Annotated in this window: 30 protein-coding genes; 16 read left to right on the top strand and 14 right to left on the bottom strand. The window is 66.0% G+C overall.

Translation table 11 applies throughout. The features are described from left to right. Positions 1 to 9: 9 nt before the first annotated feature. Entirely contained in the window at positions 10 to 510 is a 501-nt protein-coding gene (locus tag NDN16_RS16175) for a flavin reductase (protein WP_251114498.1), read from the bottom strand. Positions 511 to 709: 199 nt separating this feature from the next. Here NDN16_RS16175 and NDN16_RS16170 point away from each other — a divergent pair, with 199 nt between their 5' ends. From NDN16_RS16170 to purB, 3 genes are all read left to right on the top strand, one after another. Continuing rightward, on the top strand, positions 710 to 1,747 hold the full coding sequence (locus NDN16_RS16170; protein WP_251114497.1) for an ABC transporter substrate-binding protein: 1,038 nt from the start codon (positions 710 to 712) through the stop codon (positions 1,745 to 1,747). Between the two features lie 2 nt (positions 1,748 to 1,749). Continuing rightward, positions 1,750 to 2,751: a P1 family peptidase gene (locus tag NDN16_RS16165; protein WP_251114496.1), complete on the top strand. Its 1,002-nt coding sequence runs from the start codon at positions 1,750 to 1,752 to the stop codon at positions 2,749 to 2,751. Between the two features lie 76 nt (positions 2,752 to 2,827). After that, complete coding sequence (gene purB / locus NDN16_RS16160; RefSeq protein ID WP_251114495.1) at positions 2,828 to 4,147, top strand: adenylosuccinate lyase; 1,320 nt, start codon at positions 2,828 to 2,830, stop codon at positions 4,145 to 4,147. A 154-nt stretch (positions 4,148 to 4,301) separates the two neighbouring features. On the opposite strand, the gene NDN16_RS16155 is transcribed toward purB, so the two are convergent. Further along, positions 4,302 to 5,078: an endonuclease/exonuclease/phosphatase family protein gene (locus tag NDN16_RS16155; protein WP_251114494.1), complete on the bottom strand. Its 777-nt coding sequence runs from the start codon at positions 5,076 to 5,078 to the stop codon at positions 4,302 to 4,304. A gap of 209 nt (positions 5,079 to 5,287) precedes the next feature. Here NDN16_RS16155 and cls point away from each other — a divergent pair, with 209 nt between their 5' ends. Further along, complete coding sequence (gene cls, locus NDN16_RS16150; protein WP_251114493.1) at positions 5,288 to 6,739, top strand: cardiolipin synthase; 1,452 nt, start codon at positions 5,288 to 5,290, stop codon at positions 6,737 to 6,739. A gap of 48 nt (positions 6,740 to 6,787) precedes the next feature. Beyond that, positions 6,788 to 7,357, top strand: coding sequence for an RBBP9/YdeN family alpha/beta hydrolase (locus NDN16_RS16145; protein ID WP_251114492.1), 570 nt, complete (start codon positions 6,788 to 6,790; stop codon positions 7,355 to 7,357). 21 nt (positions 7,358 to 7,378) lie between these two features. On the opposite strand, the gene NDN16_RS16140 is transcribed toward NDN16_RS16145, so the two are convergent. Both NDN16_RS16140 and NDN16_RS16135 read right to left on the bottom strand, forming a co-directional pair. Then, positions 7,379 to 8,146 carry an HpcH/HpaI aldolase family protein gene (locus tag NDN16_RS16140; RefSeq protein ID WP_251114491.1) on the bottom strand — a complete coding sequence of 256 codons (768 nt, stop codon included), beginning with the start codon at positions 8,144 to 8,146 and terminating at the stop codon, positions 7,379 to 7,381. Next, the gene (locus tag NDN16_RS16135; protein ID WP_251114490.1) at positions 8,146 to 8,463 is read right to left on the bottom strand and encodes a DUF1476 domain-containing protein; all 318 of its coding nucleotides are present in this window, start codon (positions 8,461 to 8,463) and stop codon (positions 8,146 to 8,148) included. Before NDN16_RS16135 ends, NDN16_RS16140 begins: the two co-directional genes overlap by 1 nt. A 216-nt stretch (positions 8,464 to 8,679) precedes the next feature. On the opposite strand from NDN16_RS16135, the gene purC reads away from it, so the two are divergent. The 8 genes from purC to grxD all read left to right on the top strand — a co-directional run bounded on the left by purC (position 8,680) and on the right by grxD (position 14,266). Continuing rightward, positions 8,680 to 9,444, top strand: coding sequence for a phosphoribosylaminoimidazolesuccinocarboxamide synthase (gene purC, locus NDN16_RS16130; protein ID WP_251114489.1), 765 nt, complete (start codon positions 8,680 to 8,682; stop codon positions 9,442 to 9,444). A 67-nt stretch (positions 9,445 to 9,511) separates the two neighbouring features. Next, positions 9,512 to 9,754: a phosphoribosylformylglycinamidine synthase subunit PurS gene (gene purS / locus NDN16_RS16125; RefSeq protein WP_251114488.1), complete on the top strand. Its 243-nt coding sequence runs from the start codon at positions 9,512 to 9,514 to the stop codon at positions 9,752 to 9,754. A 49-nt stretch (positions 9,755 to 9,803) separates the two neighbouring features. Continuing rightward, the gene (gene purQ / locus NDN16_RS16120) at positions 9,804 to 10,487 is read left to right on the top strand and encodes a phosphoribosylformylglycinamidine synthase subunit PurQ (RefSeq protein ID WP_251114487.1); all 684 of its coding nucleotides are present in this window, start codon (positions 9,804 to 9,806) and stop codon (positions 10,485 to 10,487) included. Then, on the top strand, positions 10,484 to 10,888 hold the full coding sequence (locus NDN16_RS16115; protein WP_251114486.1) for a hypothetical protein: 405 nt from the start codon (positions 10,484 to 10,486) through the stop codon (positions 10,886 to 10,888). The genes purQ and NDN16_RS16115 overlap by 4 nt, the downstream gene beginning before the upstream one ends. A gap of 4 nt (positions 10,889 to 10,892) precedes the next feature. Further along, on the top strand, positions 10,893 to 11,303 hold the full coding sequence (locus NDN16_RS16110; RefSeq protein WP_251114485.1) for a hypothetical protein: 411 nt from the start codon (positions 10,893 to 10,895) through the stop codon (positions 11,301 to 11,303). A 29-nt stretch (positions 11,304 to 11,332) separates the two neighbouring features. Continuing rightward, complete coding sequence (gene purL, locus NDN16_RS16105) at positions 11,333 to 13,585, top strand: phosphoribosylformylglycinamidine synthase subunit PurL (protein ID WP_435301115.1); 2,253 nt, start codon at positions 11,333 to 11,335, stop codon at positions 13,583 to 13,585. Between the two features lie 76 nt (positions 13,586 to 13,661). Further along, positions 13,662 to 13,922: a BolA/IbaG family iron-sulfur metabolism protein gene (locus tag NDN16_RS16100; protein ID WP_039192366.1), complete on the top strand. Its 261-nt coding sequence runs from the start codon at positions 13,662 to 13,664 to the stop codon at positions 13,920 to 13,922. Continuing rightward, entirely contained in the window at positions 13,919 to 14,266 is a 348-nt protein-coding gene (gene grxD / locus NDN16_RS16095) for a Grx4 family monothiol glutaredoxin (protein WP_251114483.1), read from the top strand. Before NDN16_RS16100 ends, grxD begins: the two co-directional genes overlap by 4 nt. 61 nt (positions 14,267 to 14,327) lie before the next feature. Here the strand turns inward: grxD and NDN16_RS16090 are convergent, their stop codons facing one another. From NDN16_RS16090 to NDN16_RS16070, 5 genes are all read right to left on the bottom strand, one after another. Then, positions 14,328 to 15,158, bottom strand: a complete 831-nt coding sequence (locus NDN16_RS16090) for an inositol monophosphatase family protein (RefSeq protein WP_353050222.1) — start codon at positions 15,156 to 15,158, stop codon at positions 14,328 to 14,330. Further along, positions 15,155 to 16,015, bottom strand: coding sequence for a tRNA 2-thiocytidine(32) synthetase TtcA (ttcA, locus tag NDN16_RS16085; protein ID WP_251114482.1), 861 nt, complete (start codon positions 16,013 to 16,015; stop codon positions 15,155 to 15,157). The genes NDN16_RS16090 and ttcA overlap by 4 nt, the downstream gene beginning before the upstream one ends. A 37-nt stretch (positions 16,016 to 16,052) precedes the next feature. After that, entirely contained in the window at positions 16,053 to 18,020 is a 1,968-nt protein-coding gene (locus tag NDN16_RS16080) for a putative bifunctional diguanylate cyclase/phosphodiesterase (protein ID WP_251114481.1), read from the bottom strand. A gap of 155 nt (positions 18,021 to 18,175) precedes the next feature. Continuing rightward, positions 18,176 to 18,793 (bottom strand): 30S ribosomal protein S4, encoded by a 618-nt coding sequence (gene rpsD / locus NDN16_RS16075; RefSeq protein ID WP_251114480.1) that lies wholly within the window; start codon positions 18,791 to 18,793, stop codon positions 18,176 to 18,178. Positions 18,794 to 18,972: 179 nt separating this feature from the next. Continuing rightward, on the bottom strand, positions 18,973 to 19,155 hold the full coding sequence (locus tag NDN16_RS16070; protein WP_251114479.1) for a YqaE/Pmp3 family membrane protein: 183 nt from the start codon (positions 19,153 to 19,155) through the stop codon (positions 18,973 to 18,975). A gap of 97 nt (positions 19,156 to 19,252) precedes the next feature. Here NDN16_RS16070 and NDN16_RS16065 point away from each other — a divergent pair, with 97 nt between their 5' ends. Next, a complete protein-coding gene (locus NDN16_RS16065; RefSeq protein WP_251114478.1) occupies positions 19,253 to 19,753 on the top strand; it encodes a hypothetical protein in 501 nt (166 codons plus the stop codon). On the opposite strand, the gene murI is transcribed toward NDN16_RS16065, so the two are convergent. Beyond that, the gene (gene murI / locus NDN16_RS16060; protein ID WP_251114477.1) at positions 19,737 to 20,522 is read right to left on the bottom strand and encodes a glutamate racemase; all 786 of its coding nucleotides are present in this window, start codon (positions 20,520 to 20,522) and stop codon (positions 19,737 to 19,739) included. The two genes, NDN16_RS16065 and murI, sit on opposite strands and share 17 nt — an antisense overlap. Beyond that, complete coding sequence (locus tag NDN16_RS16055) at positions 20,519 to 21,286, bottom strand: RNA methyltransferase (RefSeq protein WP_251114547.1); 768 nt, start codon at positions 21,284 to 21,286, stop codon at positions 20,519 to 20,521. The genes murI and NDN16_RS16055 overlap by 4 nt, the downstream gene beginning before the upstream one ends. A gap of 167 nt (positions 21,287 to 21,453) precedes the next feature. Between NDN16_RS16055 and NDN16_RS16050 the strand changes: the two genes are divergently transcribed. Beyond that, a complete protein-coding gene (locus NDN16_RS16050; protein WP_251114476.1) occupies positions 21,454 to 22,668 on the top strand; it encodes an NADP-dependent isocitrate dehydrogenase in 1,215 nt (404 codons plus the stop codon). Positions 22,669 to 22,739: 71 nt separating this feature from the next. On the opposite strand, the gene NDN16_RS16045 is transcribed toward NDN16_RS16050, so the two are convergent. Then, entirely contained in the window at positions 22,740 to 24,236 is a 1,497-nt protein-coding gene (locus NDN16_RS16045) for a CoA-acylating methylmalonate-semialdehyde dehydrogenase (RefSeq protein WP_251114475.1), read from the bottom strand. A gap of 106 nt (positions 24,237 to 24,342) precedes the next feature. On the opposite strand from NDN16_RS16045, the gene NDN16_RS16040 reads away from it, so the two are divergent. Next, positions 24,343 to 25,224 carry a LysR family transcriptional regulator gene (locus NDN16_RS16040; RefSeq protein ID WP_251114474.1) on the top strand — a complete coding sequence of 294 codons (882 nt, stop codon included), beginning with the start codon at positions 24,343 to 24,345 and terminating at the stop codon, positions 25,222 to 25,224. A gap of 9 nt (positions 25,225 to 25,233) precedes the next feature. Here the strand turns inward: NDN16_RS16040 and NDN16_RS16035 are convergent, their stop codons facing one another. Further along, positions 25,234 to 26,013 carry a polysaccharide deacetylase family protein gene (locus NDN16_RS16035; RefSeq protein WP_251114473.1) on the bottom strand — a complete coding sequence of 260 codons (780 nt, stop codon included), beginning with the start codon at positions 26,011 to 26,013 and terminating at the stop codon, positions 25,234 to 25,236. Further along, positions 25,971 to 26,852: a WecB/TagA/CpsF family glycosyltransferase gene (locus NDN16_RS16030; RefSeq protein WP_251114472.1), complete on the bottom strand. Its 882-nt coding sequence runs from the start codon at positions 26,850 to 26,852 to the stop codon at positions 25,971 to 25,973. Before NDN16_RS16030 ends, NDN16_RS16035 begins: the two co-directional genes overlap by 43 nt. Between the last annotated feature and the right edge of the window lie 8 nt (positions 26,853 to 26,860).

Raw genomic sequence — 26,860 nt, 5'->3', positions numbered from 1 at the left:
CCGTTGCCCTTACAGGCTGTGAAACTGGCGCTCCTTGTAAAGAAGGCTAGGCGCCGCGGGCGCGACCTTCAGCCCCACGACCTCGCCGATGATGACACGGTGGGTCGCGACGATGCGCGAATCCGTGACGCGGCAGTCGAAACTGGCGAGCGCGCCCTTCAGCATCGGCGCACCGGTTGCTGCGGTTTCCCAGGCGGCCAGGGCGAAGCGCTCCTCGGCCGGCAGCTTCCCTTCGCCGGCGAATGCGCGTGCGACGGCCTCCTGCCCGGCCTCCAGCACGTTGACGGCAAAGGCACCGTTTTCGGAGAAGCGGTCGTTGCCGGCGCTGGACAGGTTGAGGCAGACCAGAAGCGTCGGCGGATCGTCGGATACGGAGCAGACCGACGTGACCGTCGTTCCGCGCAAGCCGAAGCGGCCATCCGTCGTGACGACATGCACCGCCGCCGCGAAATGGCTCATCGCGTTGCGGAAGTCGAAGCGGTCGATCAACGGCCCTGTCAGCAAATCCATGTCCAAATCTCCCCGGCACATGCGCCGTATCGCCTTTCGGCGATGAGACGATCCACGTCCTCGGAGTAGAAGTTAAGCATCATGCGCGGTTACACAACCTGCCCATTCGGGTGAGCGCCATTCGTCGCCGTCGCTTGCGGCCTCATGCTTTCAGCATATACGTTCGCGGGAATCCAGTGTCGGGAGCATGCATAGGGTGATGATCCGCAATTCGAGGTGGCTATCTGGCTGCGTAGCCTGCCTGGCGCTCCTGACCCAGCCCGCGCCGGCACAGCAGGCCGAACTGGGGGTCGCCGCGCCGTTGAGCGGGCCATACGAGACACTTGGACGGCAATTCCTGGAAGGCGTTCGCGCGGGTGCGCCCGGCCTTGCCATCGTGGAACGGGATACGCCATGCACCCCGCAGGGCGGGCGCGACACGGCACTGGCATTCCTGGCGGCAGACATCCCGCTGGCCGTCGGATTTCTTTGCACGCCGTCCGCCGAGGCCGCCCTGCCCGCCCTGGCCGACGCGGACGTGCCCACCCTGGTGGTGGGTGCGCGCAGCACGCGGCTGACGGATGTCCGCCGGGGGCAGGAACGGCGCGTCTGGCGTCTGGCGCCGAGGCCCGAGGGCGAGGCTCAGGCGCTCGCCGCCGCCATCGCCGATCTGTGGCCGGGCCTGCCCTTCGGGATCGTCGAGGACGGATCCGTGCGCGCCCGCAGCCTTGCCGACGAACTGCGCGCCGCATTGGCGCTGCGGGGGCTGGAGCCGGCGTTGATGGACAATTACCGCCCCGCCGAAGACAGGCAGTTCACGCTGGCGCGGCGCATAGCGCAAAGCGGCGTTACGCGGATCGTGGCTCTGGGCGGCGTCGCCGACACGGCCATCATCATGCGCGATGCGGCGTCGTTGAATATCGACCTTGCGGTGCTGGGCGGAGAGAACCTGATCGACGAGGCCAGCGAGCCCCCCTTGCCGGATGGCGTGCGCGCGATCGCGCCGAAGGGCTTCGCCATCGCCGATTCCGACACGGCGGCACCGCGCCGGGAGGGGTATTTCCAAGACGGCTACTCGGCCGGCCAGATCGCCGCATCCGCCCTCTCCACGCAAGCGCCCGGCGCCGCATTGGGCGGACAGACGTTCGATACCGCCGCGGGGCCGGTGCGCTTCGATACGCAAGGCGAATCCGGCATGCCGCGATACGACATCGTGGAGTGGCAGGACGGGCGGTTCGTCCTGCAGCCGGAGGGCTGATCATGGTTTGGCGCACGGGCCCGCGAAATGCGTTGACCGACATCGCAGGTATCGCGGTTGGGCATGCGGACGACGCGCGGTTGCGCAGCGGCGTGACGGCCATCCTGTTCGACGCGCCCGCGGTCGCCTCCGTCGCCATTCATGGCGGCGCGCCCGGCACGCGGGAAACGCCGCTTCTCGATGCGGAGAACCTCGTTTCCGGCATCGACGGAATCGCGCTGTCGGGCGGATCGGCATTCGGGCTCGACGCCGCTTCCGGCCTGCAATCCGCCCTGCGGGCGCAGGGCCGCGGCTTCGAGGTTGCCGGTATGCGCGTTCCCATCGTGACGGGCGCCATCCTGTTCGACCTCATCAACGGCGGCGACAAGGATTGGGGGTTGCATTCCCCCTACCGGGACCTCGGTTACGCCGCCGCATTGGCCGCCGGTGACGACTGTCGGCTGGGCACCGTGGGCGCCGGCTTCGGGGCGACGACGGCAACGTGCAAGGGCGGCCTCGGGACGGCCTCCTGCATGCTGCCCGGCGGCATCACCGTGGCGGCGCTGGTGGCGGTGAACGCGGTCGGCTCGCCGCTCTTTTTCGGCACACGTCATTTTCGCGCCGCCGCCTTCGAGATGAATGGCGAGTTCGGCGGGCTCGGCCTGCCGCCCCGCACGCCGCAGGACGCGCGGCCGCCCGCCACCAAGATGAACCCGACGCCCGGCGGCAATACCACGATCGCCGTCATCGCCACCGATGCCGTGCTGGACAAGGCGGCTGCCAAGCGGCTGGCCGTCGCCGCGCATGACGGGTTTGCCCACGCGCTATGGCCGGCCCATACCGACTTCGACGGCGATCTCGTCTTCGGCGTGGCGACCGGCGGCAGCGACATCGTCCCCGACCGCGTAGCGCGCATAGACCTCGGCGCGGCGTCGGCCGCCGTCATGGCGCGCGCCATAGCGCGCGGCGTCCACGCCGCACGCCCCGACGCGGGCGACATGGTACCCGCGTGGAGTACGCTGTAGAGCGTGATTGAGGCGCGGCGGCGCGTCTGTTAAAGGGGCGTTTCTCCTCAAGCCACAGCGCCGAAAGTCATAGCCGATGATCCCCCGTTATTCCCGCCCCGAAATGGTGTCCATCTGGTCGCAGGAAACGAAGTTCCGCATCTGGTTCGAGATCGAGGCGCACGCGGCGGACGCCCTGGCGGAGCTGGGCGTGATACCGAAGGAAGCGGCCAGGACGATCTGGGAAAAGGGCGGCGCGGCAACCTTCGACGTCGACCGCATCGACGAGATCGAGCGCGAGACCAAGCACGACGTGATCGCCTTCCTGACGCATCTGGCCGAATTCGTCGGGCCGGATGCCCGTTTCGTCCATCAGGGCATGACCTCGTCCGACGTGCTGGACACCTGCTTCAACGTGCAACTGCAGCGCGCCAGCACCCTGTTGCTGGCCGATCTTGATGCGCTGCTGGCCGCTCTCAAGCGTCGCGCCTTCGAGCACAAGGACACGGTCACCATCGGCCGCAGCCACGGCATCCACGCAGAGCCGACCACCTTCGGCGTCAAGATGGCGCTGGCCTATGTCGAGTTCGAGCGCGCGCGCGCCCGGCTCGTTGCCGCGCGCGAGGAAATTTCCACCGCGGCGATCTCGGGCGCGGTCGGCACGTTCGCCAACATCGATCCGCGTGTCGAGGAACATGTCGCCAAGGCCATGGGCCTGCACGTAGAGCCGGTATCGACGCAGGTGATCCCGCGCGACAGGCATGCGATGTATTTCGCGACGCTGGCGGTGATCGCCTCGTCGGTGGAGCGGCTGGCGGTGGAGATCCGCCATCTGCAGCGGACCGAGGTGCTGGAGGCCGAGGAATATTTCTCGCCCGGCCAGAAAGGCTCGTCGGCGATGCCGCACAAGCGCAACCCGGTGCTGACCGAAAACCTCACGGGCCTCGCCCGCATGGTGCGCTCCTATGCCTTCCCCGCCATGGAAAACGTCGCCCTCTGGCACGAGCGCGATATCTCGCACTCTTCCGTGGAGCGGATGATCGGCCCCGACGCCACCATCACGCTGGACTTCGCGCTGGCGCGCCTGACGGGCGTCATCGACAAGTTGCTCGTCTATCCCGAGCGGATGGACCGCAACCTCAACCAGTTCCGCGGGCTGGTCCATTCGCAGCGCGTCCTCCTGGCGCTCACCCAGGCCGGCAAGTCGCGCGAGGATGCCTATCGCCTGGTGCAGCGCAACGCCATGAAGGTCTGGGAACAGGGCGCGGACTTCCTGCAGGAACTCCTGGCGGACAAGGAAGTCCGAGAGGCTCTTTCGGAAGAGGAACTGCGTGAGAAGTTCGACCTCGGCTATCACACCAAGCATGTCGACACCATCTTCCGCCGTGTCTTCGGGGATGTGACGCCGGCGTCATGACGCCGGTGGGAACCGGTTAATCAATGCGGCGTTTTGCCGGCAGAAGGGTGGCGTATCGCCGCCCGCCGGAGATGACGCCATGCCGCTGCAGTCCACCATCCTGACAAGCACCATCCTTGCGATGACGCTGCTCGGCCTCGGAATGATCTAGGCGTCAGCCTGCCTTGCGCAGGCGGGCGTCCATCGCCGTGTCCACGTCGATCATCAGCATCTGGTGGTCCGAGAACGGCATGTCGATGATCTCGATCCGGCAGCGCCCCATCAGGTCGCCGGATACGATGCAGGGATCAAGGCTCGCCTTCCAGGGCCCGAGCCTGAATGTCGGCGCCATCTGGCCGTTCAGATAGGCGAAGCGCCCGTCGGCCAGGAGCGGCGCCAATTCCTGCGGACCGCCGAACATGTTGAAATCGCCGGTGATGATGGTGGGCGTATCGCGCTCCCGAGCCCATGCGGCCAGTTGTTCGAGCTGGCGATGCCGCACCCGCCGCAAAAGCGAGCAGTGCGCCAGCAGCACCCGGACGCCCGGCAGGTCGATATCGTAGACCAGCCGCTTCTTGCCGTCGTCCAGATACCGCGCCGTAAAGGGCAGATCGCCCGTAGCCAGGAAGGCGCTGGACTTGCCGCGCGAAACCGACAGGCGGCGAAACCGCTTGCCGGCGCTGTATTTGCCGTCGATTCGCACCGTGCGGTGATGGTCTTCGCACAGGACGGGAAACTGGTCGAAGAAGCCGTTGGTGACGGAGCCCTGGTCGATCTCGAGGAAGCAGGACAGGTCCGGTTGCAACTGCCGCAGCTTGTCCTTCAGGAAGTGGAGCGCACGCAGCTGCGCCTGCCGGGGCGTATAGATGTGGTGGTGCGCCCGCCCGAGATGGTGCTTGAGAGACCCGTCGATATCGCGTGCATATCCGAGATTGGCGTAGACTATCCGCAACTCGCACCCTTTCCGACGAAGCGGCCTGCCGGCCCGCGCCACATCCATGCACGCCCCATCGGGCGAAATTCCGGCATGGATATTGGCGTTGCGCCCGCGAAATTCAACTTGCCGTCGACGGGCGGGCACGATGCGTTTGCCCGGCGTTTCCACTTTTCGCCGATCTGCTCTAAATGCGGTCCAGCCACAGCACATGGATGCCCGCCGCAATGCAACTCGACGCCGCCTTCTGGACGACCTGGTCGGTCGCGACGGGGATACTCAACTGGGGCATCATCTTCGGAGCGCTGATCTACATTCCCTTCCGCCGCTCGCCCGCAGCGGCGCAGGCCTGGATGATCCTTTTCTTCTTCCTGCCCATCGTGGCGCTGCTGATCTACCTGGCGCTCGGCCATGCGGAGCATCCGCGCTGGCGCAAGGACAGGCTCCGGCGTCTTCCCGCCGTGCTGGGCCGCGCGCTGGGCGACCTGACGCTCGAACAGCGCTCCGGACATGAGGAAGGGCTTGCCCCGCGCTACGCCATGGCGGCACGGCTTGTGCAGCGGCTGGGCCGCCAGCCATGCCTGCCCGGCAACCGGATCGACCTGGATGCGGACTACAACCGCGTCGTCGAACGCATCGTCGCCGACATCGACGGCGCCAGGAAGCACGTCCACATGCTGTTCTACATTTTGATGATGGACGAGGCCGGGGACAAGGTGCTGGCGGCGCTGGAGCGCGCGGCGCGGCGCGGCGTCACCTGCCGCCTCCTGATCGACGCCGTCGGCTCGTCCACCGACCGGCGGCGAATCGCGCGCCGCCTGGAAGGCTCGGGCGTCGCGCTCCGGGTCATCCTGCCCCTGCGCTTCTGGAACCGGGCGACGCGGGCCGACCTGCGCAACCATCGCAAGATCGTTGTGGTCGACGGGCATGTCGGCTGGGTGGGATCGCAGAACATGCATCGCAGCGAATACGAGCCGAATACCTTCTACCGCGAGGTCATGGCGCGCGTAGTCGGCCCTGTGGTGCTGGAGATGCAGGCCGTCTTCATCGGCGACTGGTACCTCGAAACGGAGGAGGATATCGGCTCGCCGGATCTGATGCCCGTCACAGATTTCGCGGACGCGGAAGGCGGTGCGCTGGCACAGCTTCTGCCGACCGGCCCGGACTATCCGGGCGCGCAGGTGGACACGCTGTTCACCGACCTGATCCACAACGCGCGCGACCGGGTGGTGCTGGCGACGCCCTATTTCATCCCCAACGAGCCACTTCTGCAGGCCATGCGCACCGCGGTCGCAAAGGGCGTGACGGTTTCGCTGTTCGTGACCTACACGACCAATTCGGCCCTGATCGACCATGCGCAGCGCTCCTACTACGACGATCTCCTGTCGGCGGGGGTGGAGGTGATGCTGTACCGGGAGCGGTTCCTGCATGCCAAGCACCTGTCGATCGACGAGGATATCGCCATCATCGGCTCTGCCAACATGGATCGCCGCTCCTTCGAGCTGAATTCCGAAGTGACGCTGCTGATCTACGACGCGGAAATGGTCCGCAAGCTGCGCGGCATCGAACGGGACTACCGGGCAAGCAGCGAGCGGCTGGACGCGGAAAGCTGGGCAAAGCGCGGTTTCGCCACGCAACTCGGGGAAAACATCATGCGGCTGATCAGCCCGTTGATGTAAAGGCGCACCGAACTTGACAAGCATGCCGCGACCGCACATCTGGCAGCCATGCGCGTATCAGAAGCCGATATCCTTATCGTTCCCGGCTATACCGGGGCCTCCGACCAGCACTGGCAAAGCCGATGGGAGCGCAAGCTTTCCACCGCCAGCCGCGTCGTGCAGGCGGAATGGACAAAGCCCGTCCGCGAAGACTGGACGAAGGCGGTGGCCGACGCCGTCAACGCCACCACGAAGCCCTGCGTGATCGTGGCCCATTCGCTGGGCGTCGCCAGCGTGGTACAGGCGATCCCCCTGTTCAGGAAACCGGTTGCCGGCGCGTTCTTCGTGGCTCCGCCGGACGTGTCCAACGAGGCGATCCGCCCACGGCACCTGATGACGTTCGGCCCCTACCCGCGCGATCCGCTGCCATTCCCGTCCATCGTTGTGGCCAGCCGCAACGACCATTACTCGAGCTTCGAGGCATCCGAGGATATCGCCGCGGCCTGGGGATCTCTGTTCATCGATGCGGGCGAAAGCGGCCATCTGAATGCCGACAGCGGCCATGGGCCCTGGCCCGAAGGCCTCCTGACGTTCGGCAAGTTCCTTGCCCGGCTGAAGGCCCCGCCGCATCATCATTGACGCGGCGAAGCGACATCGACGTCAGCGCCCCGTCGAGGCGCGCAGGGCGGCAAGGCCCGCATTGAAGATCGCCATGTCCGACGACAGGGTAACGAGGTCGACGCCCATCTCCTTCGCCCGCGCGGTCTCGTCCGCATCGAAGACGTAGAGCGCGGTGAACTTGCCGCAGGCGCGCGCCTTGGCGGCGATGGTCTGGATCGCGGCAGTGACTTCAGGCCCGTCATGGCTGAGGCGACCGCCGGTCAGGGCGATCGACAGGTCCGACGGGCCGATGAAGACGCCGTCCAACCCCTCGACGGCCAGGATTTCGTCGAGCGCGGCGTAGGCCGCCGGCGTCTCGATCATCGCAAACGCCAGCGTGTCGCGGTTGGCAGCCTCGAAATAGGCCTTTCCGCCGCCGTAGCCATGCAGCATCACCGCGCGCGTCGGGCCATAGGAGCGCTGGCCGAGCGGCGGATATTTGGCCACCGCCACGAGCGCGCGGGCATCATCGGCCGACTCGATCATGGGCAGGATGACGCCCGTCGCACCGTAATCCAGAACGCGCGACACGGTGGCGTAGCCGCCCACGGGCACCCGCACCAGCGAGGCCGTGCCCATATGCGACGCGGTGGCTATGCCTTTGCCCACGCTGGCCTCGTCGTGCATGCCGTGCTGCATGTCGAAGGTGGCGAGGTCGAAGCCGCCCTGCAGCATCCGCTCCAGCAATTCCGGCTGCGTCAGGCTGGACCAGGCGGATATCAGGAAGCCGCGCGCCTCCAGCCGGCCGCGCAGATCGGGCGCGGGCATCAGGCGCTCTTGACCTGGGCTTCCGCCTCGACCAGCAATTCGGCCATCCGCCGGCGTACCTGATGCTCGGACTGGGCGACGCCCGCAGCCGTGAAATCGGCCATGATCTTGGCGAAGACGTCTTCCTCGCCCTCTTTCTGCAGGTCGGCCTTGACGACGTCCATCGCGTAGGCGTCGGCATCGGCGCCGCTGCGGCCGAGCTTTTCCGCCGCCCAGAGGCCAAGAAGCTTGTTGCGCCGCGCCTCGACCCGGAACCGCAACTCCTGATCATGGGCGTAACGGTTCTCGAATTCCTGCTTGCGGTCGTCGAATGTCATCGGGCTGCCTCTTCCATTTCGGGCGTCAACGCGCCGTGTGTAGAACATCGCCCCTCACATTTGAAGCGCCGGCGCGCGCCGGCTTGAAGACGGGCAGGAAATTCGGGGTAACGATTGTGAAAATCCGCCATTTGGTCTATTGACCCGGCTGAGAGCAGAGTTTTTTCCCGCCTGGGCCTCCCACCCATGGCGCTCCAGCACGATCGAGCACACGCAATGACACGTCGCCGCCGTATCTACGAAGGCAAGGGCAAGATTCTCTACGAAGGCCCGGAACCCGGCACGCTGGTGCAGTTCTTCAAGGACGACGCCACCGCCTTCAACAAGAAGAAGCACGAAGTGGTGGACGGCAAGGGCGTCCTCAACAACCGTATTTCGGAATATATTTTCAGCCACCTCAACCGGATCGGCATCCCCACGCACTTCATCCGCCGCCTCAACATGCGCGAGCAGCTGATCAAGGAAGTGGAGATCATCCCGCTCGAGGTCGTGGTGCGCAACGTCGCCGCCGGCTCGCTGGCCAAGCGCCTCGGGATCGAGGAAGGCACCGTGCTGCCGCGCTCGATCATCGAGTTCTACTACAAGGCCGACTCGCTGGACGACCCGATGGTCTCGGAAGAGCACATCACCGCGTTCGGCTGGGCCAGCCCGCAGGAAATCGACGACATCATGGCCCTGGCCATCCGCGTCAACGACTTCCTGTCCGGCCTGTTCCTCGGCGTCGGCATCCAGCTCGTGGACTTCAAGATCGAGACGGGCCGCCTGTTCGAGGGCGACATGATGCGGATCATCGTCGCCGATGAGATCTCGCCCGATTCCTGCCGTCTCTGGGACGTGCAGACCCAGGACAAGCTGGACAAGGACAGGTTCCGCCGCGACATGGGCGGACTCGTCGAGGCCTACCAGGAGGTCGCGCGACGCCTCGGCATCATGAACGAAAACGACCCGCCCCGCCCTTCCGGGCCGGTGTTGGTAAAGTGACGCAAAGTCCTGCGTCCCGACCGGCGCCGGCTCTCAAACTCGTATATTCGCAAGGCAGGCTGAAACAGTGATCAAGGCGCGTATTGTCGTTACGTTGAAGAACGGCGTTCTCGACCCGCAGGGCAAGGCCATCGAGGGTGCGCTCGGCACCCTCGGCTTCGGCGGCGTCGGCAGCGTGCGGCAGGGCAAGGTCTTCGATGTCGAGATCGAGGGCGAAGACGCTTCTGCCGCCGAGGCGAAGGTCAAGGCCATGTGCGAGAAGCTGCTCGCCAACACCGTCATCGAGAATTACGCCGTCGAAATCCGTTGACGTCGCGGCGGGCCCGCCCCGCCCCATCCACGGCCCGGAGCTGAACCTTATGAAATCCGCCGTCGTCCTGTTGCCAGGCCTCAACCGGGACCGCGACATGATCGCCGCCCTCCGCACGATCAGCGGGCAGGAGCCGTCGACCGTCTGGCAGACCGAAACGGACATTCCGCCCGTCGACCTGATCGTCATACCCGGCGGCTTCTCCTTCGGCGATTATCTGCGCTGCGGGGCCATCGCGGCGCGCTCGCCCGTCATGCGCGCCGTGGCCGACAAGGCCAGGGCCGGCGTGCCGGTTCTCGGCGTATGCAACGGGTTCCAGATCCTGTGCGAGGCCGGGCTTCTGCCGGGTGCGCTGATGCGCAACCGCAGCCTCAACTTCGTCTGCCGGGAAGTGAAGCTTGAAGTGGCGAACGCCGATACGCGCTTCACCACGGCCTACAGCGCCGGACAGGTGATCCGGTGCCCCGTCGCCCACCATGACGGCAATTACTTCGCCGATGCCGATACGCTCGCCCGGATCGAGGGCGAGGGCCAGGTCGTCTTCCGCTATGCCGAAGGGACCAATCCCAACGGGGCGATCAACGACATCGCCGGCATCGTCAATGACGGCGGCAATGTCCTGGGCCTGATGCCTCATCCGGAAAACCTCATCGAGGCGGAACACGGGGGCACCGACGGGCGCGGCATCTTCGAAAGCGTGCTCGGCATGTCCGGCAGGGGCCTCGCCGCGTGACGCCGCTTCTGCGCCTTGGCGCCCTTGCGGTTCTGGCAGGCGTCCTCGCCGCATGCAGCGGCAAGCCACGCGAGGCATCGATCGATACGGGCGGCGAGCCGGCCCTGAAGGTCATGGAGCGTGTCGCACTGGCGGCCCGCGACTGCTGGTTCCGTGGACGCGATACGGCCTTTTCCGGCTACAGCATGGCGCCGGAGCTGGACTCCCATTCGGGCAGGCCGCGCATCCTCGTCGTCCCGCGATCCAACCCCGGCGGGCTGCCTCTTCTCGTCGTCGAGGGCCAGGGCAAGCCGGCGCGGATCCAGACCTTCGGCCCGTTGCTGAATGGACCGAGCGGTCCCCGGATCGCCGCCGACGTCGCCCGCTGGCAGGGTGGCGACCGCACCTGCGCCAATGCATAAGCCTATGCAGCTTGGGTTGCTCGGGCTGGCCTGCACCGTGCTCCTGTGGGGCTGTGCGGCAGCTGAGACGGCACCGGCCGCGATGCCTGCCGGCGCGAAACCGAGCGGCGACGCGCTGACCCGGGTCGAGGCCGACTACGTCGTCCAGACGGCACGCACGCTGTATCGCGGCGCCACGGTGGACCGGGCGGCGCGCTTCGTATCCGGGCCGGCCGGCGCGCATGGCGCATGTGTCCGCTCGCCCGTAGGGGCCGTTACCGGCGGCGACTATACGCTCATCGTGCTGCAACGCCGCGTCACGGATGACTATATCTCCCAGGCAGCCGACGACGCGCTCATCCTGCGGAGCGCATCGGAAGTCGCCGAATGCCGCGCCCGCGCGGCGGAGGCCGGTTTCTGGCTTCCGACGCGATAAAGAATTCGAACCCCTTCCCGTCCGCCATCATGCCGGACACCGCCTCAGGACCGCCGACGATGAACGAGATCGCCATCACCCCCGACCTGATCGCCGCGCATGGGCTGAAGCCCGACGAATACCAGCGCATTCTCGATCTGATCGGCCGCGAGCCCAGCATTACCGAGCTTGGCATCTTCTCGGCCATGTGGAACGAGCATTGCTCTTATAAATCCTCCAAGCGCTGGCTGCGGACCCTGCCCACCAAGGGACCGCGGGTGATCCAGGGGCCGGGCGAGAATGCCGGCGTGGTGGATATCGGCGACGGGGACTGCGTGGTCTTCAAGATGGAGAGCCACAACCACCCATCCTATATCGAGCCCTATCAGGGCGCGGCCACCGGCGTCGGCGGCATCCTGCGCGACGTCTTCACCATGGGCGCGCGGCCCATCGCGGCCATGAACGCCTTGCGCTTCGGCGCCCCGGACCATGAGAAGACCCGGCATCTGGTGGCCGGCGTCGTCGCCGGCGTCGGCGGCTACGGCAACTCGTTCGGCGTGCCCACCGTGGGCGGCGAAGTGAACTTCCATCCGCGCTACAACGGCAACTGCCTCGTCAACGCCTTCGCCGCCGGTCTGGCGAAGACCGACGCGATCTTCTATTCAAAGGCGGAGGGCGTCGGCCTGCCCGTCGTCTATCTGGGCGCCAAGACGGGACGCGACGGGGTCGGCGGCGCCACCATGGCCTCGGCCGAATTCGACGAGAAGATCGAGGAGAAGCGTCCGACCGTTCAGGTGGGCGATCCCTTCACTGAAAAATGCCTGCTGGAAGCGTGCCTCGAACTGATGAAGACGGGCGCCGTCATCGCCATCCAGGACATGGGGGCAGCGGGCCTGACCTGCTCGGCGGTGGAGATGGGCGCCAAGGGCGACCTCGGCATCGAACTGGACCTGAACGCCGTGCCGGTGCGCGAAGACGCGATGACGCCGTACGAGATGATGCTGTCGGAAAGCCAGGAGCGCATGCTCATGGTTCTGGAGCCATCCAAGCGCGAAGTGGCGGAAGGCATCTTCCGCAAATGGGGGCTGGATTTCGCCGTGGTCGGCCGCACGACGGACGATCTGCGCTTCCGCATCCTGTTCGACGGCAGGGAAGTGGCGAACCTGCCCATCAAGGAGCTCGGCGACGAAGCGCCCGAATACGACCGTCCGTGGCTGGAGCCGCGCCCGGCCGAGACGCTGCCTGCGGCGGACGTGCCGGAACCGGCAGACTATTCCGATGCCTTGCTGCGGGTGATCGGCTCTCCCGACATCGCCTCGCGCCGCTGGGTCTTCGAGCAATACGACACGCTGATCCAGGGAAATTCCCTGCAACGCCCAGGCGGCGATGCCGGCGTCGTCCGCGTGGACGGGCATGCGACCAAGGCGCTTGCCTTTTCTTCCGATGTGACGCCCCGCTACTGCGAGGCCGACCCGTATCAGGGCGGCGCTCAGGCCGTGGCCGAATGCTGGCGCAACCTGACCGCCGTCGGTGCGCTGCCGCTCGCGGCGACGGACAACCTCAATTTCGGCAATCCGGAAAAGCCTGAGGCCATGGGCCAGTTCGTCATGGCCGTACAGGGCGTGGGCGCCGCCTGCGAGGCGCTCGGCTTTCCGATCGTGTCCGGCAACGTCTCGCTCTACAACGAGACGCAGGGGCAAGGCATCCTGCCCACGCCCACCATCGGGGGCGTCGGCCTGATCGCCGACAGGGCGCGGTGCGCCCGCGCCGATACGCTGGCCGACGGCGACGTCATCCTTCTGATCGGGGGCGACGGCACCCATCTGGGAGCCTCCATCTATCTGCGTGAAATCACAGGCAGCGAGGCCGGCGCGCCGCCGCCGGTCGATCTGGCCGCCGAGAAGCGCCATGGCGACTTCGTCCGCGGCCTGATCGCGGAGGGCACGGTCAAGACCTGTCATGACCTTTCGGATGGCGGGCTCGTCGTTGCGCTCGCGGAATTGTGCATGGCCTCCGGCGTCGGAGCGCGCATGGATACCGCGGGCGGCCCGGCCCATGCCGAGCTGTTCGGCGAGGACCAGGCCCGATATCTGGTCGCCGTTCCACGCGATGCCGCGGCGGCCATCCTGACCGCGGCGCCCGCCGCCGGCGTGCCGGCGCGCCTGATCGGCGAAGCCGGGGGCGCCATGCTGGAAGTTTCGGGCATCCTGCAGGTTTCCCTTGCGGCGCTGAAGGACCGGCACGAAGGCTGGTTCCCGGCCTATATGGCCGGCGAATTGCCGTCCCTGCAGGCGGCAGAATAGACACGGCCTCATTGCGGTTGCGCCGCCGAGACCCTATCCTTTCGTCCGACGGTGCCGTGACAAGGAGTTGAACTTCATGCCGATGAACGCCCAAGACATCGAACGGATGATCAAGGACGGCATTCCCGACGCGGTCGTGACGATCCGCGATCTGGCCGGCGACGGCGACCACTATGCCGCCGAAGTGGTGGCGGAGAGTTTCAGGGGCAAGACACGGGTGCAGCAGCACCAGATGGTGTACCAGGCCCTTCAGGGAAATATGGGCGGCATCCTCCATGCGCTCGCACTGCAGACGAGCGCGCCGGCCCACGACCAGGAACAGCGGAGTTTGACATGAGCGGAATTCAGGACTGGATCGACAACGAGGTGAAGACGAACGACGTGATCGTCTTCATGAAAGGCACGCCGGCCTTTCCGCAATGCGGCTTTTCCGGCCAGGTCGTGCAGATTCTCGATTATCTCGGCGTGGAGTACAAAGGCGTCAACGTCCTCTCGTCCGACGATCTGCGCAACGGCATCAAGGAATACGGCTCCTGGCCGACGATTCCGCAGGTGTACGTGAAGGGCGAATTCGTGGGCGGCTGCGACATCCTGCGCGAGATGTTCCAGGCCGGCGAGCTGCAGCAGTTCTTTGCCGACAAGGGCATCGCCACGGCGGACCGCAGCGCGGCAACCGCCTGACACGCCGACCGGCGAACGGGATCTGAAAAGGCGGGGCGCCGGCGCCCCGCCTTTTTCGTCGTCAGCCGATCACGGCTCGCAGATCGTGCCAGCCCGCTTCGTCCGGCGCTACCATGAGCCCTCCGGCGACATGGCCGGGCCGATAGACCGACCCGTCGAGGCGGCGCACATAGGCGCCCGCCTCCTCGCACATCATGGCCCCGGCCAGATGATCCCACGGCATCAGCTTGACGTAATAGAGGTAGTGCAGCGCGCCGGACAGCGCGAGGCGATACTCCTGCGCGGCGCTGCGGAAGCTGGACAGGATCCGCGTTTCGCCGAATCCGGCCAGCGTGCGCCTACGTTGCTCCAGCGGCAACTGGCTCGTCGCCGCAGCACCGACCATCTCCGCCAGCGGCACGGGTTGTGCATAACGCAGGCGCTTGGCCTCATCGGAGCCGCTCTTGAAGAAGACGCCGCCGCCCTTCTCGCCCATCATCGCATCGTCGCCGAGCGGATCGTAGATCACGCCGGCAATCGTCTCGCCCTTGCGCACCACCGCGGCCATGACGCCGAACATCGGCGCGCCGCTGGCGAAATTGGCCGTTCCGTCGATCGGATCGACGACGATGGCAAGGTCGGCGCCGGCTACCTTGTCGATGAGGGCGGCGTCGGCAGCCACGCCCTCTTCCCCGACGAAGGCCGCATCCGGAAACGCCTGCCGGCACGCCGCCTCGATGGCACGCTCCGCAGCCTCGTCGGCCTCGGTGACGAGATCGACCGCGGATGTCTTCTCACGGATGTCGCCTGCGGACAGGCGGCGAAACCGTGGCATGATCTCGGACCGGGCGGCCTGGCGAAGAATGTCTGCAAGCCTGTCCGTATCGAATTGCGTCACGAGCGTTCCTTTCACGAGTCTTTCGGCATGAGGGCGGCGAAGTCGAACAGGCGCGCGTCGTGCAGGTGGCTCGGGTTGATGTTGCCGAGGGCCCTGGCGATCACATCCTTTCGTCCGGGATTGTCGCGTTCCATGTCGGCCAGGAACGCCTTCATGGCGTTGCGTTGCAGCCCATCCTGACTGCCGCAGAGATCGCAGGGAATGATCGGGAAGCGCATTGCCGCGGCGAAGCGCGCGATATCGGCTTCGGACGAGGCGATCAGCGGCCGCAACACGAGCAGGTCCCCGCCATCGTTGAGCAGCTTTGCCGGCATCGCCGCCAGTTTGCCGCCATGGAACATGTTGAGGAAGAAGGTTTCCAGGCTGTCGTCCCGGTGATGACCGAGGACCAGGGCCTCGCACCCCTCCTCACGGGCGATCCGGTAGAGGTTGCCGCGACGCAGCCGCGAGCAGAGGGCACAATAGGTTCCGCCGGCGGGTACCTTCTCCTTCACGACCGAATAGGTATCGCGATACTCGATCCGATGGGCGATGCCGTGGGCCTTCAGGAAATCCGGCAGGACATGCTTGGGAAAGCCGGGCTGCCCCTGGTCGAGATTGCAGGCCAGGATGTCGACGGGCAGGAGCCCGCGCCATTGCAGGTCGACCAGGAGCGACAGCAAGGTGTAGGAATCCTTGCCGCCGGAAACGCCCACGAGCCACCGCGCGCCCGGACGCACCATGGCGTGCGCGCTCATCGTTTCCCGAACCTCGCGCAGCAGGCGCTTGCGAAGCTTGCGGAAGGAAACGCTGTCGGGCGCATCGTCGAACAGCTTGTGCGCGCCCTCGCCTTCCTCTGTCAGGTTCTGCGGTTCGCCAGCCTCGTCCAGCATGTTCGGCCCTCGTCCGGGATCATGCCAAGGCAATACGTCAGGCTGTGTCGGAACGGAACCCCGACCCTGTATCGAAGGGCAGTTTCATGACGGCACTGGCCGTCATCGGACGCGACAAGTAGTAGCCCTGCAGGTAATCGCAGCCGATATCGGCCAGCGTTCGGGCGGCCTCCGCGCTTTCCACCCCTTCGGCCACGACTTCCATGTCCAGCGCATGGCCGAGACCCACGAGCGCGCGCAGCAACCGGACCACGCTCTCGCCCTTCGCCAGGTCGGCAGCAAAGCTGCGGTCGATCTTGAGGCGGTTGACGCGCACGTGGCGGATCGATTGGAGCGACGAATAGCCTTCGCCGAAATCGTCGATGACGATCCGTACCCCGGCCTTGGACAAGGGCATCAGCCGGCTCTGGATCACATTCAGGTCGAGCGCGGTTTCCTCGGTGATCTCGACCTCGATCCGGTCGGGCGCCACCCCCCTGTCCGCACATCGCTGCAGCAGGATCCGGTCGGCCGGAATCTTCGCCGCCTCGCGCGGGGAAAGATTGACGGCGACCCGGATCGTGTCCGCCCCTACCTCCTCCAGAAGGAGCAGCATCGACAACGCATTTTCGACCACCCGGCGGAACAGGTTCTCCGCCTGCCCGATCCGGCCCGCCGTTCGGACGATCAGCGCGGGGTTGACCGGGCCATGAACCGGATGCGTCCAGCGCAGGAGAGCTTCGAGAGTGTCGAGGCGGCCCGAGCGATGGTAGATCGGCTGGAACCAGACCTCGACGGTCGACTTGTCCAACGCCTCGCTGAGGTCCCGCTCCAGATCGCGCTCCAGCTCGATGCGCTCCTGCAGGGCGCCGTCGAACACGGCATGGCGGTTTCTTCCGGCGGACTTGGCGGCGTAGAGCGCCGCGTCGGCCCGTGCGAGCAACTCCCCGACACTGCCCTCCGCGGCGATGCAGATGCCGACGCTGCCACTGACCGGGCTGGACTCGAAGGTCTCGAACGGTGCGGATACGGTGGCTAGAATACGGGAGGCGAGCGCCTCGACCGGCTCCGGCCTTTCGTCATCGACTTCCAGCAGCAAGGCGAATTCATCGCCGCCCAGCCGTGCGATGGATGTCCCGGCCGGCGTGGCCTCGTGCAACCGCCGCGCCACTTTCTGCAGCACGCGGTCTCCCGTCGCGTGACCGAAGACGTCGTTGACCGCCTTGAAGTCGTCCAGGTCCAGCAACATCAGGCACACCGGCCTGCTCGACGTCTGCAGCGACGCCTCGAGGCTGCGCAGTATGCCGCTGCGGTTCAGCAACCCGGTCAGCGCATCATGGGTCGCCCGATGCAGCATTTCCCGGGCAGTGGCGTCGGAACTGGCATTTGCGATCTCGAGCGACTGAGCCATCTCGCGCGCCTCATGCGTCAGCCTGGAGAAGTCGCGAAAGGCGAGATCGCCCTCACGGGCGGCCAGCAGCAGCGCCAGCATGTAGATCGTCACGGTGATGCCGAGCAGGACGGAATTGAAATCCGCGTGCCACAGAAGACAGCCCACCACCACCGCCAGCGACGGCGTAACGAAGAGGCTCGGCACCGGGGAATAGGATACACCATGCGTTACCGCACCGGCGGTGATGCCGCAGAGGACGGTCAGGTAGAAAATCGAGTCCGGCGTAGTGAAGCCGGAGGACAGGATCGCAACCGTCGCCCATACGATCCCGGACGAGAATGCAGCGAATCGGTGCATCATCAAATGCCAGGCGACGGACCCAGGCATGTTGGCGGCAAGTGGCCTGACCGGCAACCTGCAGAGGGTGTAACGCGCGACATTGACGGTCAGCGACGCGGCGAACCACGCAAGGCCCAACGCCGACAGGTCGGCCTTGACGGCCACGGCCAGAACCGCGAGGCCGAGCATCCCGTTGACCGGAATGGCGCGCCGCAGGCTGCGTCGGACCGCCGTGAGGCGATCGGCCTGGATCATGTCGTGCAGGGATGAGGTACGGCCGGAGAGACTGGACACAGGAAAAGGGGGCTTCGGTCGCGGTGACTGTGGATGCCAGCCTATATCCAAAGTTGTGCGATTGATACCGCAACCGACGATCTATGTCTGGAAGAGGTCCAAACAAAAAGGCCGCCCCGAAGGACGGCCTTTTCCGTTTGGCAGTCGCCGATCGCTTAGCGCGAGTAGAACTCGACCACCAGGTTCGGCTCCATCTGAACCGGGTACGGCACGTCGCCGAGGCCCGGAACTCTGGCAAAGGTCGCGACCATCTTGTTGTGATCGACCTCGATGTAGTCCGGCACGTCACGCTCTGCGAGCTGCACCGATTCGAGGACGACGACGAGCTGCTTGGACTTCTGGCGCACTTCGATGACATCGCCCGGCTTGCAGCGGTACGAGCCGATATTGGTGCGCACGCCATTCACGCTGACATGGCCGTGGTTGACGAATTGCCGTGCGGCAAAGATCGTCGGCACGAACTTCGAGCGATAGATGATGGCGTCCAGGCGGGACTCCAGCAGGCCGATCAGGTTTTCGGAGGTGTCGCCACGGCGACGGGCAGCCTCTTCATAGATCCGGCGGAACTGCTTCTCGGAGACGTCGCCGTAATAGCCCTTGAGCTTCTGCTTGGCGCGCAGCTGCGTGCCGAAGTCGGAAAGCTTGGACTTGCGGCGCTGGCCATGCTGGCCCGGGCCGTACTGGCGGCGATTGACCGGAGATTTCGGACGACCCCAGATGTTTTCACCAAGGCGTCGGTCGATCTTGTATTTCGCGGATTCGCGCTTGCTCATCGCATTTCCCTTGAGCGTTCGCCCGGTCGAACCATTCGCCGAGCCCAGGAAAACGCGCCCTCCTTTGCCCGCGAGCGGGCCGACAGAGCGGCCAGGGGCCGTTCACGGGACACGTAAAAAAACCGGCGGACCTTGCGGCCCGCCGATGAAGGCTTCCTTAAACGAGCGCGGCGCGCGCGTCAAGCGAAGGGCTGACGCTGCCCGGAACGGCGCGAGATGAACCAGACCGCATGGACGACGCCCGGAATGTAGCCGAGCAGGGTCAGGATGAGATTCACCCAGAAATGCTTTCCAAGACCGGTGGTGAGGAAGACGGCGAGAGGGGGAATGAAGATTGCGATGATGATGCGCAGGAGATCCATGGACCGCTTTCCACATTAATGCGTTCATTGATGCAACCGAAACGCCGGGGCTTCCCTTCCGTTCCCAAAGGGACACCCGCCGCCAAGGGGAGCCGCCATGCATCGAACCCTCGTGACACTCGCCGTCTGGTGCATCGCCGGTGGTCCGGCTCTGGCCGATACGAGTTTCCTTCAGCGTTTCGAGGGGCGTTTCAGCGGCGGCGGCACGATCCAGCGAGACGTGGACCCGTCCCCGCGCAAGGTGACATGCAATCTGACGGGCGCCATGACCGGAGCGAACACGCTGACGATCCAGGGGCGTTGCCGCGCGGCGGTCATCTTCTCGAGGCCGGTTGCGGCAACGATCCGCTACGACCCGGGCAGCGGCGGCTTTTCAGGCACCTACGACGCGTCGGCCACCGGCCCCGCGCGATTGTCCAACGGGCGGCTGGACGGGGACCGTCTGACCCTGGCCGTCACCTATGCCAAGCCGATCTACGGTGACCGCAATGCGACGATGACGATCAGCAACGCCGGTGACGGCTCTCTCTCCATGGTGGTGACGGACCGGATCGACGGCCGGGCCGCGCAAACCTCGGCGATCAGCCTTCGGCGGTAAGGCCGAAGCCGTGGACGAGCCGTCGCGCGGGGTAGTCGGGATGCCCCGCCGTGAAGATGGCCCGGTCGAACCCCTCGGGCAGGCTGGACGGCGTATCGGCCATCAGCCGCTCGGCCTGCCGCGCGATCGCCTCGGCCGGATCGAGCCAGTCCACCGGCCATGGTGCCACCTTGCGGAAGGCTCCTACCAGGAAGGGATAGTGCGTGCAGGCCAGGACGACGATGTCGGTCTTCCGGGTGCCGCTTTCGACGAAGCATGGCGATATCTCGGACAGCAACGTTTCCGGCCTGGCCCGATCGCCGCGCATGTGCGCTTCGGCCATGGCGGCCAGCCGGGGCGATCCGACCAGTTGCACCTCGCAGTCGCGCGCGAAGCTCTCGACGAGGCCGCGCGTGTAGTCTCGCCGCACGGTGCCCGGCGTCGCCAGAACGCTGATGAGGCCGGAGCGCGTCTGTTCGGCAGCGGGTTTGATGGCCGGCACGGTACCGACGAAGGGCAGGTCGAAGCGCGCACGCAGCGCAGGCAGGACGAGCGTGGAGGCGGTGTTGCAGGCGATCACGGCAAGAGCGGGATCGTGATCGCGGACAAGCCCGGAGAACATGTCCACGATGCGCGCCAGAAGGGCCGCCTCCTCCCAGTCGCCATACGGGAAGGCGGCGTCGTCCACGACATAGACGTAGCGCCGGTCGGGCATGCGGGCGCGCAACTCGCGCAGCACCGAAAGGCCGCCTATGCCGCTGTCGAAGACGAGGACCGGCTTCTCGCTCATCTGTCCGCGGGCCTCTTCTCCAGGGCGCGGATGACGCCGCGCAACGCCCGGATCTCCGGTTCGGAAAAGGCCGCCCTGGTCAGCATGTTGCGCAGATTGTGCACCATCACGTCGCGTTTTTCCGGCGGAAAGAAGTAGCCCGCCGTATCCAGCGCATCTTCCAGATGGTCGAACAGCCGATAGAGATCGTCCTTCGAGGCCGGCGTCAGGTCGGGCACGAAGAATCGCGGCCGCCCCTCGAACGGATCGCCCGAACGCATCCATTCGTAGCTCATCAGCAGAACGGCCTGGGCGATGTTGAGCGACGCGAAGGCCGGGTTGACGGGAAAGGTCACGATTTCGTCGGCAAGGTCGACCTCCTCGTTCGAAAGGCCGAACCGTTCCCGTCCGAAAAGGATGCCGCATGCGTGCCCTGCCTCGACGCGGACGCGCATGCCCGCGGAGGCCTCGTCCGGGCCCCGGACGGGCTTGGTGGAATAGCGGGGCCGCGCAGTCGTCGCGGCGACATAGGTCAGGTCGGCGACCGCCTCCTCCACCGTGGGGAACACGCGCGCCGCCTCGATGACGTGGTCTGCCCTGGAGGCGGCGGCGACCGCCTTTTCGTTGGGCCACCCGTCCCGCGGGTTGACGATCCGAAGGTCCGACAGCCCGAAATTGGCCATGGCCCGCGCGACCATGCCGATATTCTCTCCAAGCTGCGGCTCCACCAGCACGATCGCCGGCCCGCCGCTCATCGTTTCGACCGTCCTGTCGGTTCCAGCCACGTCGACCTCTTCATCCATCCATCACGCCGCCTGATAGCCTGTCGCGGCGCGACGGAAAAGCGCCGCCTTGCTTTGCACATGCGAAGCTTCTTGCTATAGCCGCCCCGACGCTTCCCGGCCGCCTGCCGCATCGGGCACGGCCGCATCCAACCGGAGGAATGGCATCGATGGCGAAAATCAAGGTTGCGAACCCGGTCGTCGAACTCGACGGCGACGAGATGACGCGGATCATCTGGCACTTCATCAAGGACAAGTTGATCCACCCCTATCTCGATATCGACCTGGAGTATTACGATCTCTCGGTCGAGAACCGCGACGCTACCAACGATCAGGTCACCGTGGACGCGGCCAACGCCATCAACAGGCATGGCGTCGGCGTGAAATGCGCCACGATCACGCCGGACGAAGCCCGTGTGGAAGAATTCGGCCTGAAGAAGATGTGGCGTTCGCCCAACGGCACGATCCGCAACATCCTGGGCGGCGTGATCTTCCGCGAACCGATCATCATGAAAAACGTGCCTCGCCTGGTGCCGGGCTGGACGCAGCCCATCGTCGTCGGCCGCCATGCCTATGGCGACCAGTACCGCGCAACCGACTTCAAGTTCCCCGGCTCGGGCACGCTCTCCATCAAGTTCGTCGGCGACGACGGCGAGACGATCGAGCACGAAGTGTTCAAGGCGCCTTCCTCCGGCGTCGCGCTCGGAATGTACAACCTGGACGATTCGATCCGCGATTTTGCGCGCGCCTCGCTGAACTACGGCCTGATGCGCAATTATCCGGTCTACCTGTCCACCAAGAACACCATCCTCAAGGCCTATGACGGGCGCTTCAAGGACATCTTCCAGGAAGTCTACGAAGCCGAGTTCAAGGCCGAATTCGAGAAGCGGAAGATCTGGTACGAGCATCGCCTGATCGACGACATGGTCGCCTCGGCGCTCAAATGGTCGGGCGGCTACGTCTGGGCCTGCAAGAACTACGATGGCGACGTGCAGTCCGACATCGTGGCGCAGGGCTTCGGCTCGCTCGGCCTGATGACCTCGGTGCTGATGACGCCGGACGGCAAGACCGTCGAGGCGGAGGCCGCGCACGGCACGGTCACGCGCCACTATCGCCAGCACCAGAAGGGCCAGGAGACGTCGACCAACTCGATCGCCTCGATCTTCGCCTGGACGCGCGGCCTCGCGCATCGCGCCAAGCTGGATGACAATGCCGAGTTGAAGACCTTTGCCGAAACGCTCGAGCGCGTCTGCGTCCAGACGGTGGAAGCCGGCCACATGACGAAGGACCTGGCGTTGCTGATCGGTCCGGATCAGCCCTGGCTGTCCACGACGGGCTTCCTCGACAAGATCGACGAGAACCTCGCCAAGGCCATGGCTGCCTGACGAAGACCGCCTGAAAAGACAGGGGCGCCCCGGCCGATGCCGGGGCGCCCCTTTTTGTTTCTACATCGACGTCAGCGCATGACGGGCATGGAAAATTCGGCGCCGGACTTGATGCCCGACGGCCAGCGCGTCGTCACCGTCTTGGTACGGGTCCAGAACTTGATGGAATCCGGCCCATGCTGGTTCAGGTCGCCGAAGGAAGACCGCTTCCAGCCGCCGAAGGAATGATAGGCGAGCGGCGTGGGGATCGGCACGTTGACGCCGATCATCCCGACATTGACGCGCGCCGCGAAATCGCGCGCGGCATCGCCGTCCCGCGTGAAAATGGCGACGCCGTTGCCGTATTCGTGCTTCATCGGCAGGGCAAGCGCGGACTCGTAGTCCGGCGCGCGGACGACCGACAGTACCGGGCCGAAGATTTCCTGCCTGTATATGTCCATATCGGGCGTCACCTCGTCGAAGAGGCAGGCGCCGACATAAAAGCCGTCCTCGTAGCCCTGCAGCTTGAACCCGCGCCCGTCGACGCGCAGCTTCGCGCCCTCTTCGACGCCCTTGTCGATCAGCTTGAGGATCTTCTCCTGCGAGGCCTTCGTCACGACCGGACCGAAATCGGCGGTGGGGTCGGTATAGGGAGCGATCTTCAACTGCTCGACGCGCGGAATGAGACGCTCCATCAGTGCGTCCGCCGTCGCCTGCCCCACCGGGACGGCGACGGAGATGGCCATGCAACGCTCTCCGGCCGAGCCGTAGCCCGCGCCGATCAGCGCATCGGCCGCCTGGTCGAGATCCGCGTCGGGCATGACGATCATGTGGTTCTTGGCGCCGCCGAAGGTCTGCGCCCTTTTGCCGTAGCGTGCGGCCTCGCCATAGACATAGGCGGCGATGGGCGTGGAGCCGACGAAGGAGACCGCACCGATATCGGGATGCTGGAGGATGAGGTCCACCGCTTCCTTGTCGCCGTTGACGACATTGAGGATACCCTTGGGAAGGCCCGCCTCGATCATCAGTTCGGCAAGACGCATCGGAACGGACGGGTCGCGTTCGGACGGCTTCAGGATGAAGGCGTTGCCGGCGGCGATGGCCGGCGCGAACATCCACATGGGGATCATAGCCGGAAAGTTGAACGGCGTGATGCCGGCGCCGATGCCGACCGGCTGGCGCATGGAAAACATGTCGATGCCCGGGCCGGCGCCCTCGGTATATTCGCCCTTCTGCAGGTGCGGAATGCCGATGACGAATTCGCACACCTCCAGCCCGCGCTGGATGTCGCCCTTGGAATCCTCGACCGTCTTGCCGTGCTCGGCGGACAGAAGCTCGGCCAGCTCCTGCATGTTGTCGTTCAGGAGTTGCACGAACTTCATGAAGACCCGGGCGCGGCGCTGCGGGTTGGTGGCGGCCCACCCCGGCTGAGCGGCCTTCGCCGCGTCGACAGCGGCCTGCAGGTCTGCCGCGTTGGCCAGCACAAGCTGCGCGCTCGCCTGCCCGGTCGACGGGTTGAACACATCGGCGCTGCGGCCGGATGTACCGGCCACGCGGGCGCCGTCGATGAAATGGCCGATGCTGCTCATGCGGGAATACTCCTCCGTTCCTGTCGAGGCGCAGGGTATCGGCTCCTGACTTTATTTCAATGTCACCGCTCGCAAAACCATTGTGCGGAAACTATAGTCGGCACCCATGGACTGGGACGACCTCAAGATATTCCTCGCCATCGCCCGCGACGGGCAGATCCTCGGCGCGGCGCGCCGGCTGGCGCTGAACCATGCGACCGTTGCGCGGCGCCTCGACCGTCTGGAGGCCAGGCTCGGCCAGCGCTTGTTCCTGCGCCGTTCCGGCGGGTGCGAATTGACTGCGGCCGGCTCTGCCCTGCTGCCGCGCGCGGAGCGGGTCGAGGCCGAGCTGCTGGCTGCCGAGGCCAGTTCGCGCAGCGCGGGAGGCCAATTGACGGGCACGGTGCGCATCGGCGCGCCAGACGGATTCGGCACGGCCTTCCTTGCGCCGCGGCTTTGGCGGCTGCTGGATGGGCAGCCGCGCCTGACGCTGCAGCTCGTGCCGGTGGCGCGCGCCTTCTCCCTGTCGCGGCGCGAAGCCGATCTGGCGATCACGGTGGAGAAGCCGGACCAGGGGCGGCTGGTGGCCCGCAAGCTCGTCACCTACGGCCTCGGCCTCTATGCCGCACGCGGCTACCTCGCCTCCCATGGAGCCCCCCCGGATACGGAAGCGCTGTCGCGGCATCGGCTGATCGGTCATGTCGACGACCTCGTCTACAGCCGGTCGCTGCACTATGCCGAGGATGCCGGCCTGCGCTGGCAGGCAGATTACGAGATTTCGTCCGCCGTCGGTCAGGTCGAGGCCGTCGCAGCGGGCGGCGGGATCGGCATCCTGCACCATTTCATGGCGCGCGGCAGGCCCGACCTGCAGCGGCTGCTGCCCGAAATCGCCATCTCCAGAACCTATTGGCTGGTGTCGCACCAGAGCACGGCCAACCCGGCTGCCGTCCGCCATGTGGCCGATGGCATCCGCGACCTCGTCAACAATGAACGGGCCGTCTTCGCCTGACCGGGCGGATCAGGCGGCAGCCGAAGTGACGACCTGCGATTCGGCCGGCTTCTGCATACCCGACAGGCGGTTGTCGACGATCCGCCAGCGGTCCATCGCGCCTGCGCACAGGGCAGGAAACAACCAGGCCGGATCTCCCGACTCCACCTTCACGCGCGGCAATGTCAGCAACTCGCGGCGCGTGGCGCCGGCCACCACAGGCCCGTGGAGGCTCGAGAAAGCCAGGGCGTAGCCCGCCTCTTGCGCGCAGGCGATGACCTCGGGCGTCATGTCGTTCATGGTGCCGAACGGATAGGCGAAGGAACGGATCTCGCGGCCCGTCTCGTCTTCCAGGCGGCGGCGCGAATCCTGGAGCTCCGCGAGGGCCTCGTGGCGCGGGAGCTTGCCGAGCGACCGGTGCGAGATCGAGTGCGAGCCGATGGTGATGCCGCCATCCTGTATCTGCCGCACCTCGTCTAAGCTCATCAGATCGAACCCGGCCGGCCGGCCGGCGAGGATATACGCCACGGACGGAACCCGATGTTTCTGCAGGATCGGCATGGCGACGGTGCGCACCGATGGATCGCCGTCATCGAACGTCACGAGAACCGAGCCATCGGCCAAGGTCTTTCGCCCGGTGACGAACGCCTCGACATCGGCCAGCGAAACCGATTTCCCGGTCTTGGCCAGATAGGCCATCTCGCGGTCGAACTGAGCGGCGGAAACCGTAAAGGGGGACTGATGGTCGTCGCCGAAGCGATGATAGGTCAGGACGCGGATTTCAACTCCGGCGACTCGCCTGGAAGGCATGACGCGGCCAAGTCCGCCGACGAGGCCTCGTGCACCCTTCTTGGCGATCCATCGGCTGGTTGCAATGCTGTGGCCTGGCATGAAGCGCCCCTCTCGAAAACGGTTCCCGCGCGCCGGTCGGCCGCCGCGGTCCGGAACATGCGATACAGAAAGACCGGGTTGCCGATCAGGTAACGGCGCGCCTTCCAGGGCTGCCGAAGCATCAGATGCACCCATTCGATGCCGAAGCCGCGCATCCAGCGCGGCGCGCGGACCAGGCCGCCGCCCCAATATTCGAACAGCCCGCCCACCGCGACCGTCAAGGCATCCGGCAAGCCGGCGCGATGCCTGTCGATCCACTTCTCCTGCAATGGATTGCCCATGCCCACCAGCACGAGGTTCGCCTGGCAGCGGCGGATGTCGGCCACGACGGCCTCACTGGCCGACGCGTCGATATAGCCGTGATGCGCGCCGACGAAGTCGACCCCCGGGAACATGGCCTGCGCGTTGGCGCGGATCGTATCTATGCGCTCGGGTGCACTGCCGACGAGATAGCAACGTATGCCGCTTCCGCGGCTGAGCAGCATCGGGACGAGATCGGTGCCGTTGACGTTGTCGAGAAGCGCGACGCCGCGCCCGCGTGCGGCCCAGCGAACGCCGGTGCCGTCTCCGTACACCACATCGGCACGGTTGAGAATCGCCCGGTAGGCGGGGTCCTCGCAGGCATTGTTGAGCGTGTGCGCGTTGACGAAGAACAGCGACCGCGGACCCTCGCCGCCGATCAGGGAGGCGAAGCGCTGAAAGGCCGCCTCGATCGTCTCGTTCGCGATGGTGACGCCCAGAATCTGGCAGCGGTCCACGATCACAT

Origin of the sequence: Aureimonas altamirensis (genome assembly GCF_023702225.1) — a bacterium.
In the GTDB taxonomy this organism is placed as follows: Bacteria; Pseudomonadota; Alphaproteobacteria; order Rhizobiales; family Rhizobiaceae; genus Aureimonas; species Aureimonas altamirensis_B.
The sequence above is the reverse complement of the archived record's forward strand: the minus strand, read 5'-3'. Positions and strand labels throughout refer to the sequence as shown.

Coding starts and splice junctions, on each gene's coding strand:
- ttcA (WP_251114482.1), bottom strand. CDS start 16,015: ATGCTGGACGAGGCTGGCGAACCGCAGAACCTGACAGAGGAAGGCGAG.
- purB (WP_251114495.1), top strand. CDS start 2,828: ATGATCCCCCGTTATTCCCGCCCCGAAATGGTGTCCATCTGGTCGCAG.
- NDN16_RS16050 (WP_251114476.1), top strand. CDS start 21,454: ATGGCGAAAATCAAGGTTGCGAACCCGGTCGTCGAACTCGACGGCGAC.
- cls (WP_251114493.1), top strand. CDS start 5,288: ATGCAACTCGACGCCGCCTTCTGGACGACCTGGTCGGTCGCGACGGGG.
- rpsD (WP_251114480.1), bottom strand. CDS start 18,793: ATGAGCAAGCGCGAATCCGCGAAATACAAGATCGACCGACGCCTTGGT.
- purC (WP_251114489.1), top strand. CDS start 8,680: ATGACACGTCGCCGCCGTATCTACGAAGGCAAGGGCAAGATTCTCTAC.
- purQ (WP_251114487.1), top strand. CDS start 9,804: ATGAAATCCGCCGTCGTCCTGTTGCCAGGCCTCAACCGGGACCGCGAC.
- NDN16_RS16035 (WP_251114473.1), bottom strand. CDS start 26,013: ATGCCTTCCAGGCGAGTCGCCGGAGTTGAAATCCGCGTCCTGACCTAT.
- NDN16_RS16140 (WP_251114491.1), bottom strand. CDS start 8,146: ATGCCCGCGCCCGATCTGCGCGGCCGGCTGGAGGCGCGCGGCTTCCTG.
- NDN16_RS16145 (WP_251114492.1), top strand. CDS start 6,788: ATGCGCGTATCAGAAGCCGATATCCTTATCGTTCCCGGCTATACCGGG.
- grxD (WP_251114483.1), top strand. CDS start 13,919: ATGAGCGGAATTCAGGACTGGATCGACAACGAGGTGAAGACGAACGAC.
- murI (WP_251114477.1), bottom strand. CDS start 20,522: ATGAGCGAGAAGCCGGTCCTCGTCTTCGACAGCGGCATAGGCGGCCTT.
- NDN16_RS16175 (WP_251114498.1), bottom strand. CDS start 510: ATGGATTTGCTGACAGGGCCGTTGATCGACCGCTTCGACTTCCGCAAC.
- purL (WP_435301115.1), top strand. CDS start 11,333: ATGCCGGACACCGCCTCAGGACCGCCGACGATGAACGAGATCGCCATC.
- NDN16_RS16135 (WP_251114490.1), bottom strand. CDS start 8,463: ATGACATTCGACGACCGCAAGCAGGAATTCGAGAACCGTTACGCCCAT.
- NDN16_RS16170 (WP_251114497.1), top strand. CDS start 710: ATGATCCGCAATTCGAGGTGGCTATCTGGCTGCGTAGCCTGCCTGGCG.
- NDN16_RS16065 (WP_251114478.1), top strand. CDS start 19,253: ATGCATCGAACCCTCGTGACACTCGCCGTCTGGTGCATCGCCGGTGGT.
- NDN16_RS16040 (WP_251114474.1), top strand. CDS start 24,343: ATGGACTGGGACGACCTCAAGATATTCCTCGCCATCGCCCGCGACGGG.
- NDN16_RS16100 (WP_039192366.1), top strand. CDS start 13,662: ATGCCGATGAACGCCCAAGACATCGAACGGATGATCAAGGACGGCATT.
- NDN16_RS16045 (WP_251114475.1), bottom strand. CDS start 24,236: ATGAGCAGCATCGGCCATTTCATCGACGGCGCCCGCGTGGCCGGTACA.
- NDN16_RS16070 (WP_251114479.1), bottom strand. CDS start 19,155: ATGGATCTCCTGCGCATCATCATCGCAATCTTCATTCCCCCTCTCGCC.
- NDN16_RS16165 (WP_251114496.1), top strand. CDS start 1,750: ATGGTTTGGCGCACGGGCCCGCGAAATGCGTTGACCGACATCGCAGGT.
- NDN16_RS16110 (WP_251114485.1), top strand. CDS start 10,893: ATGCAGCTTGGGTTGCTCGGGCTGGCCTGCACCGTGCTCCTGTGGGGC.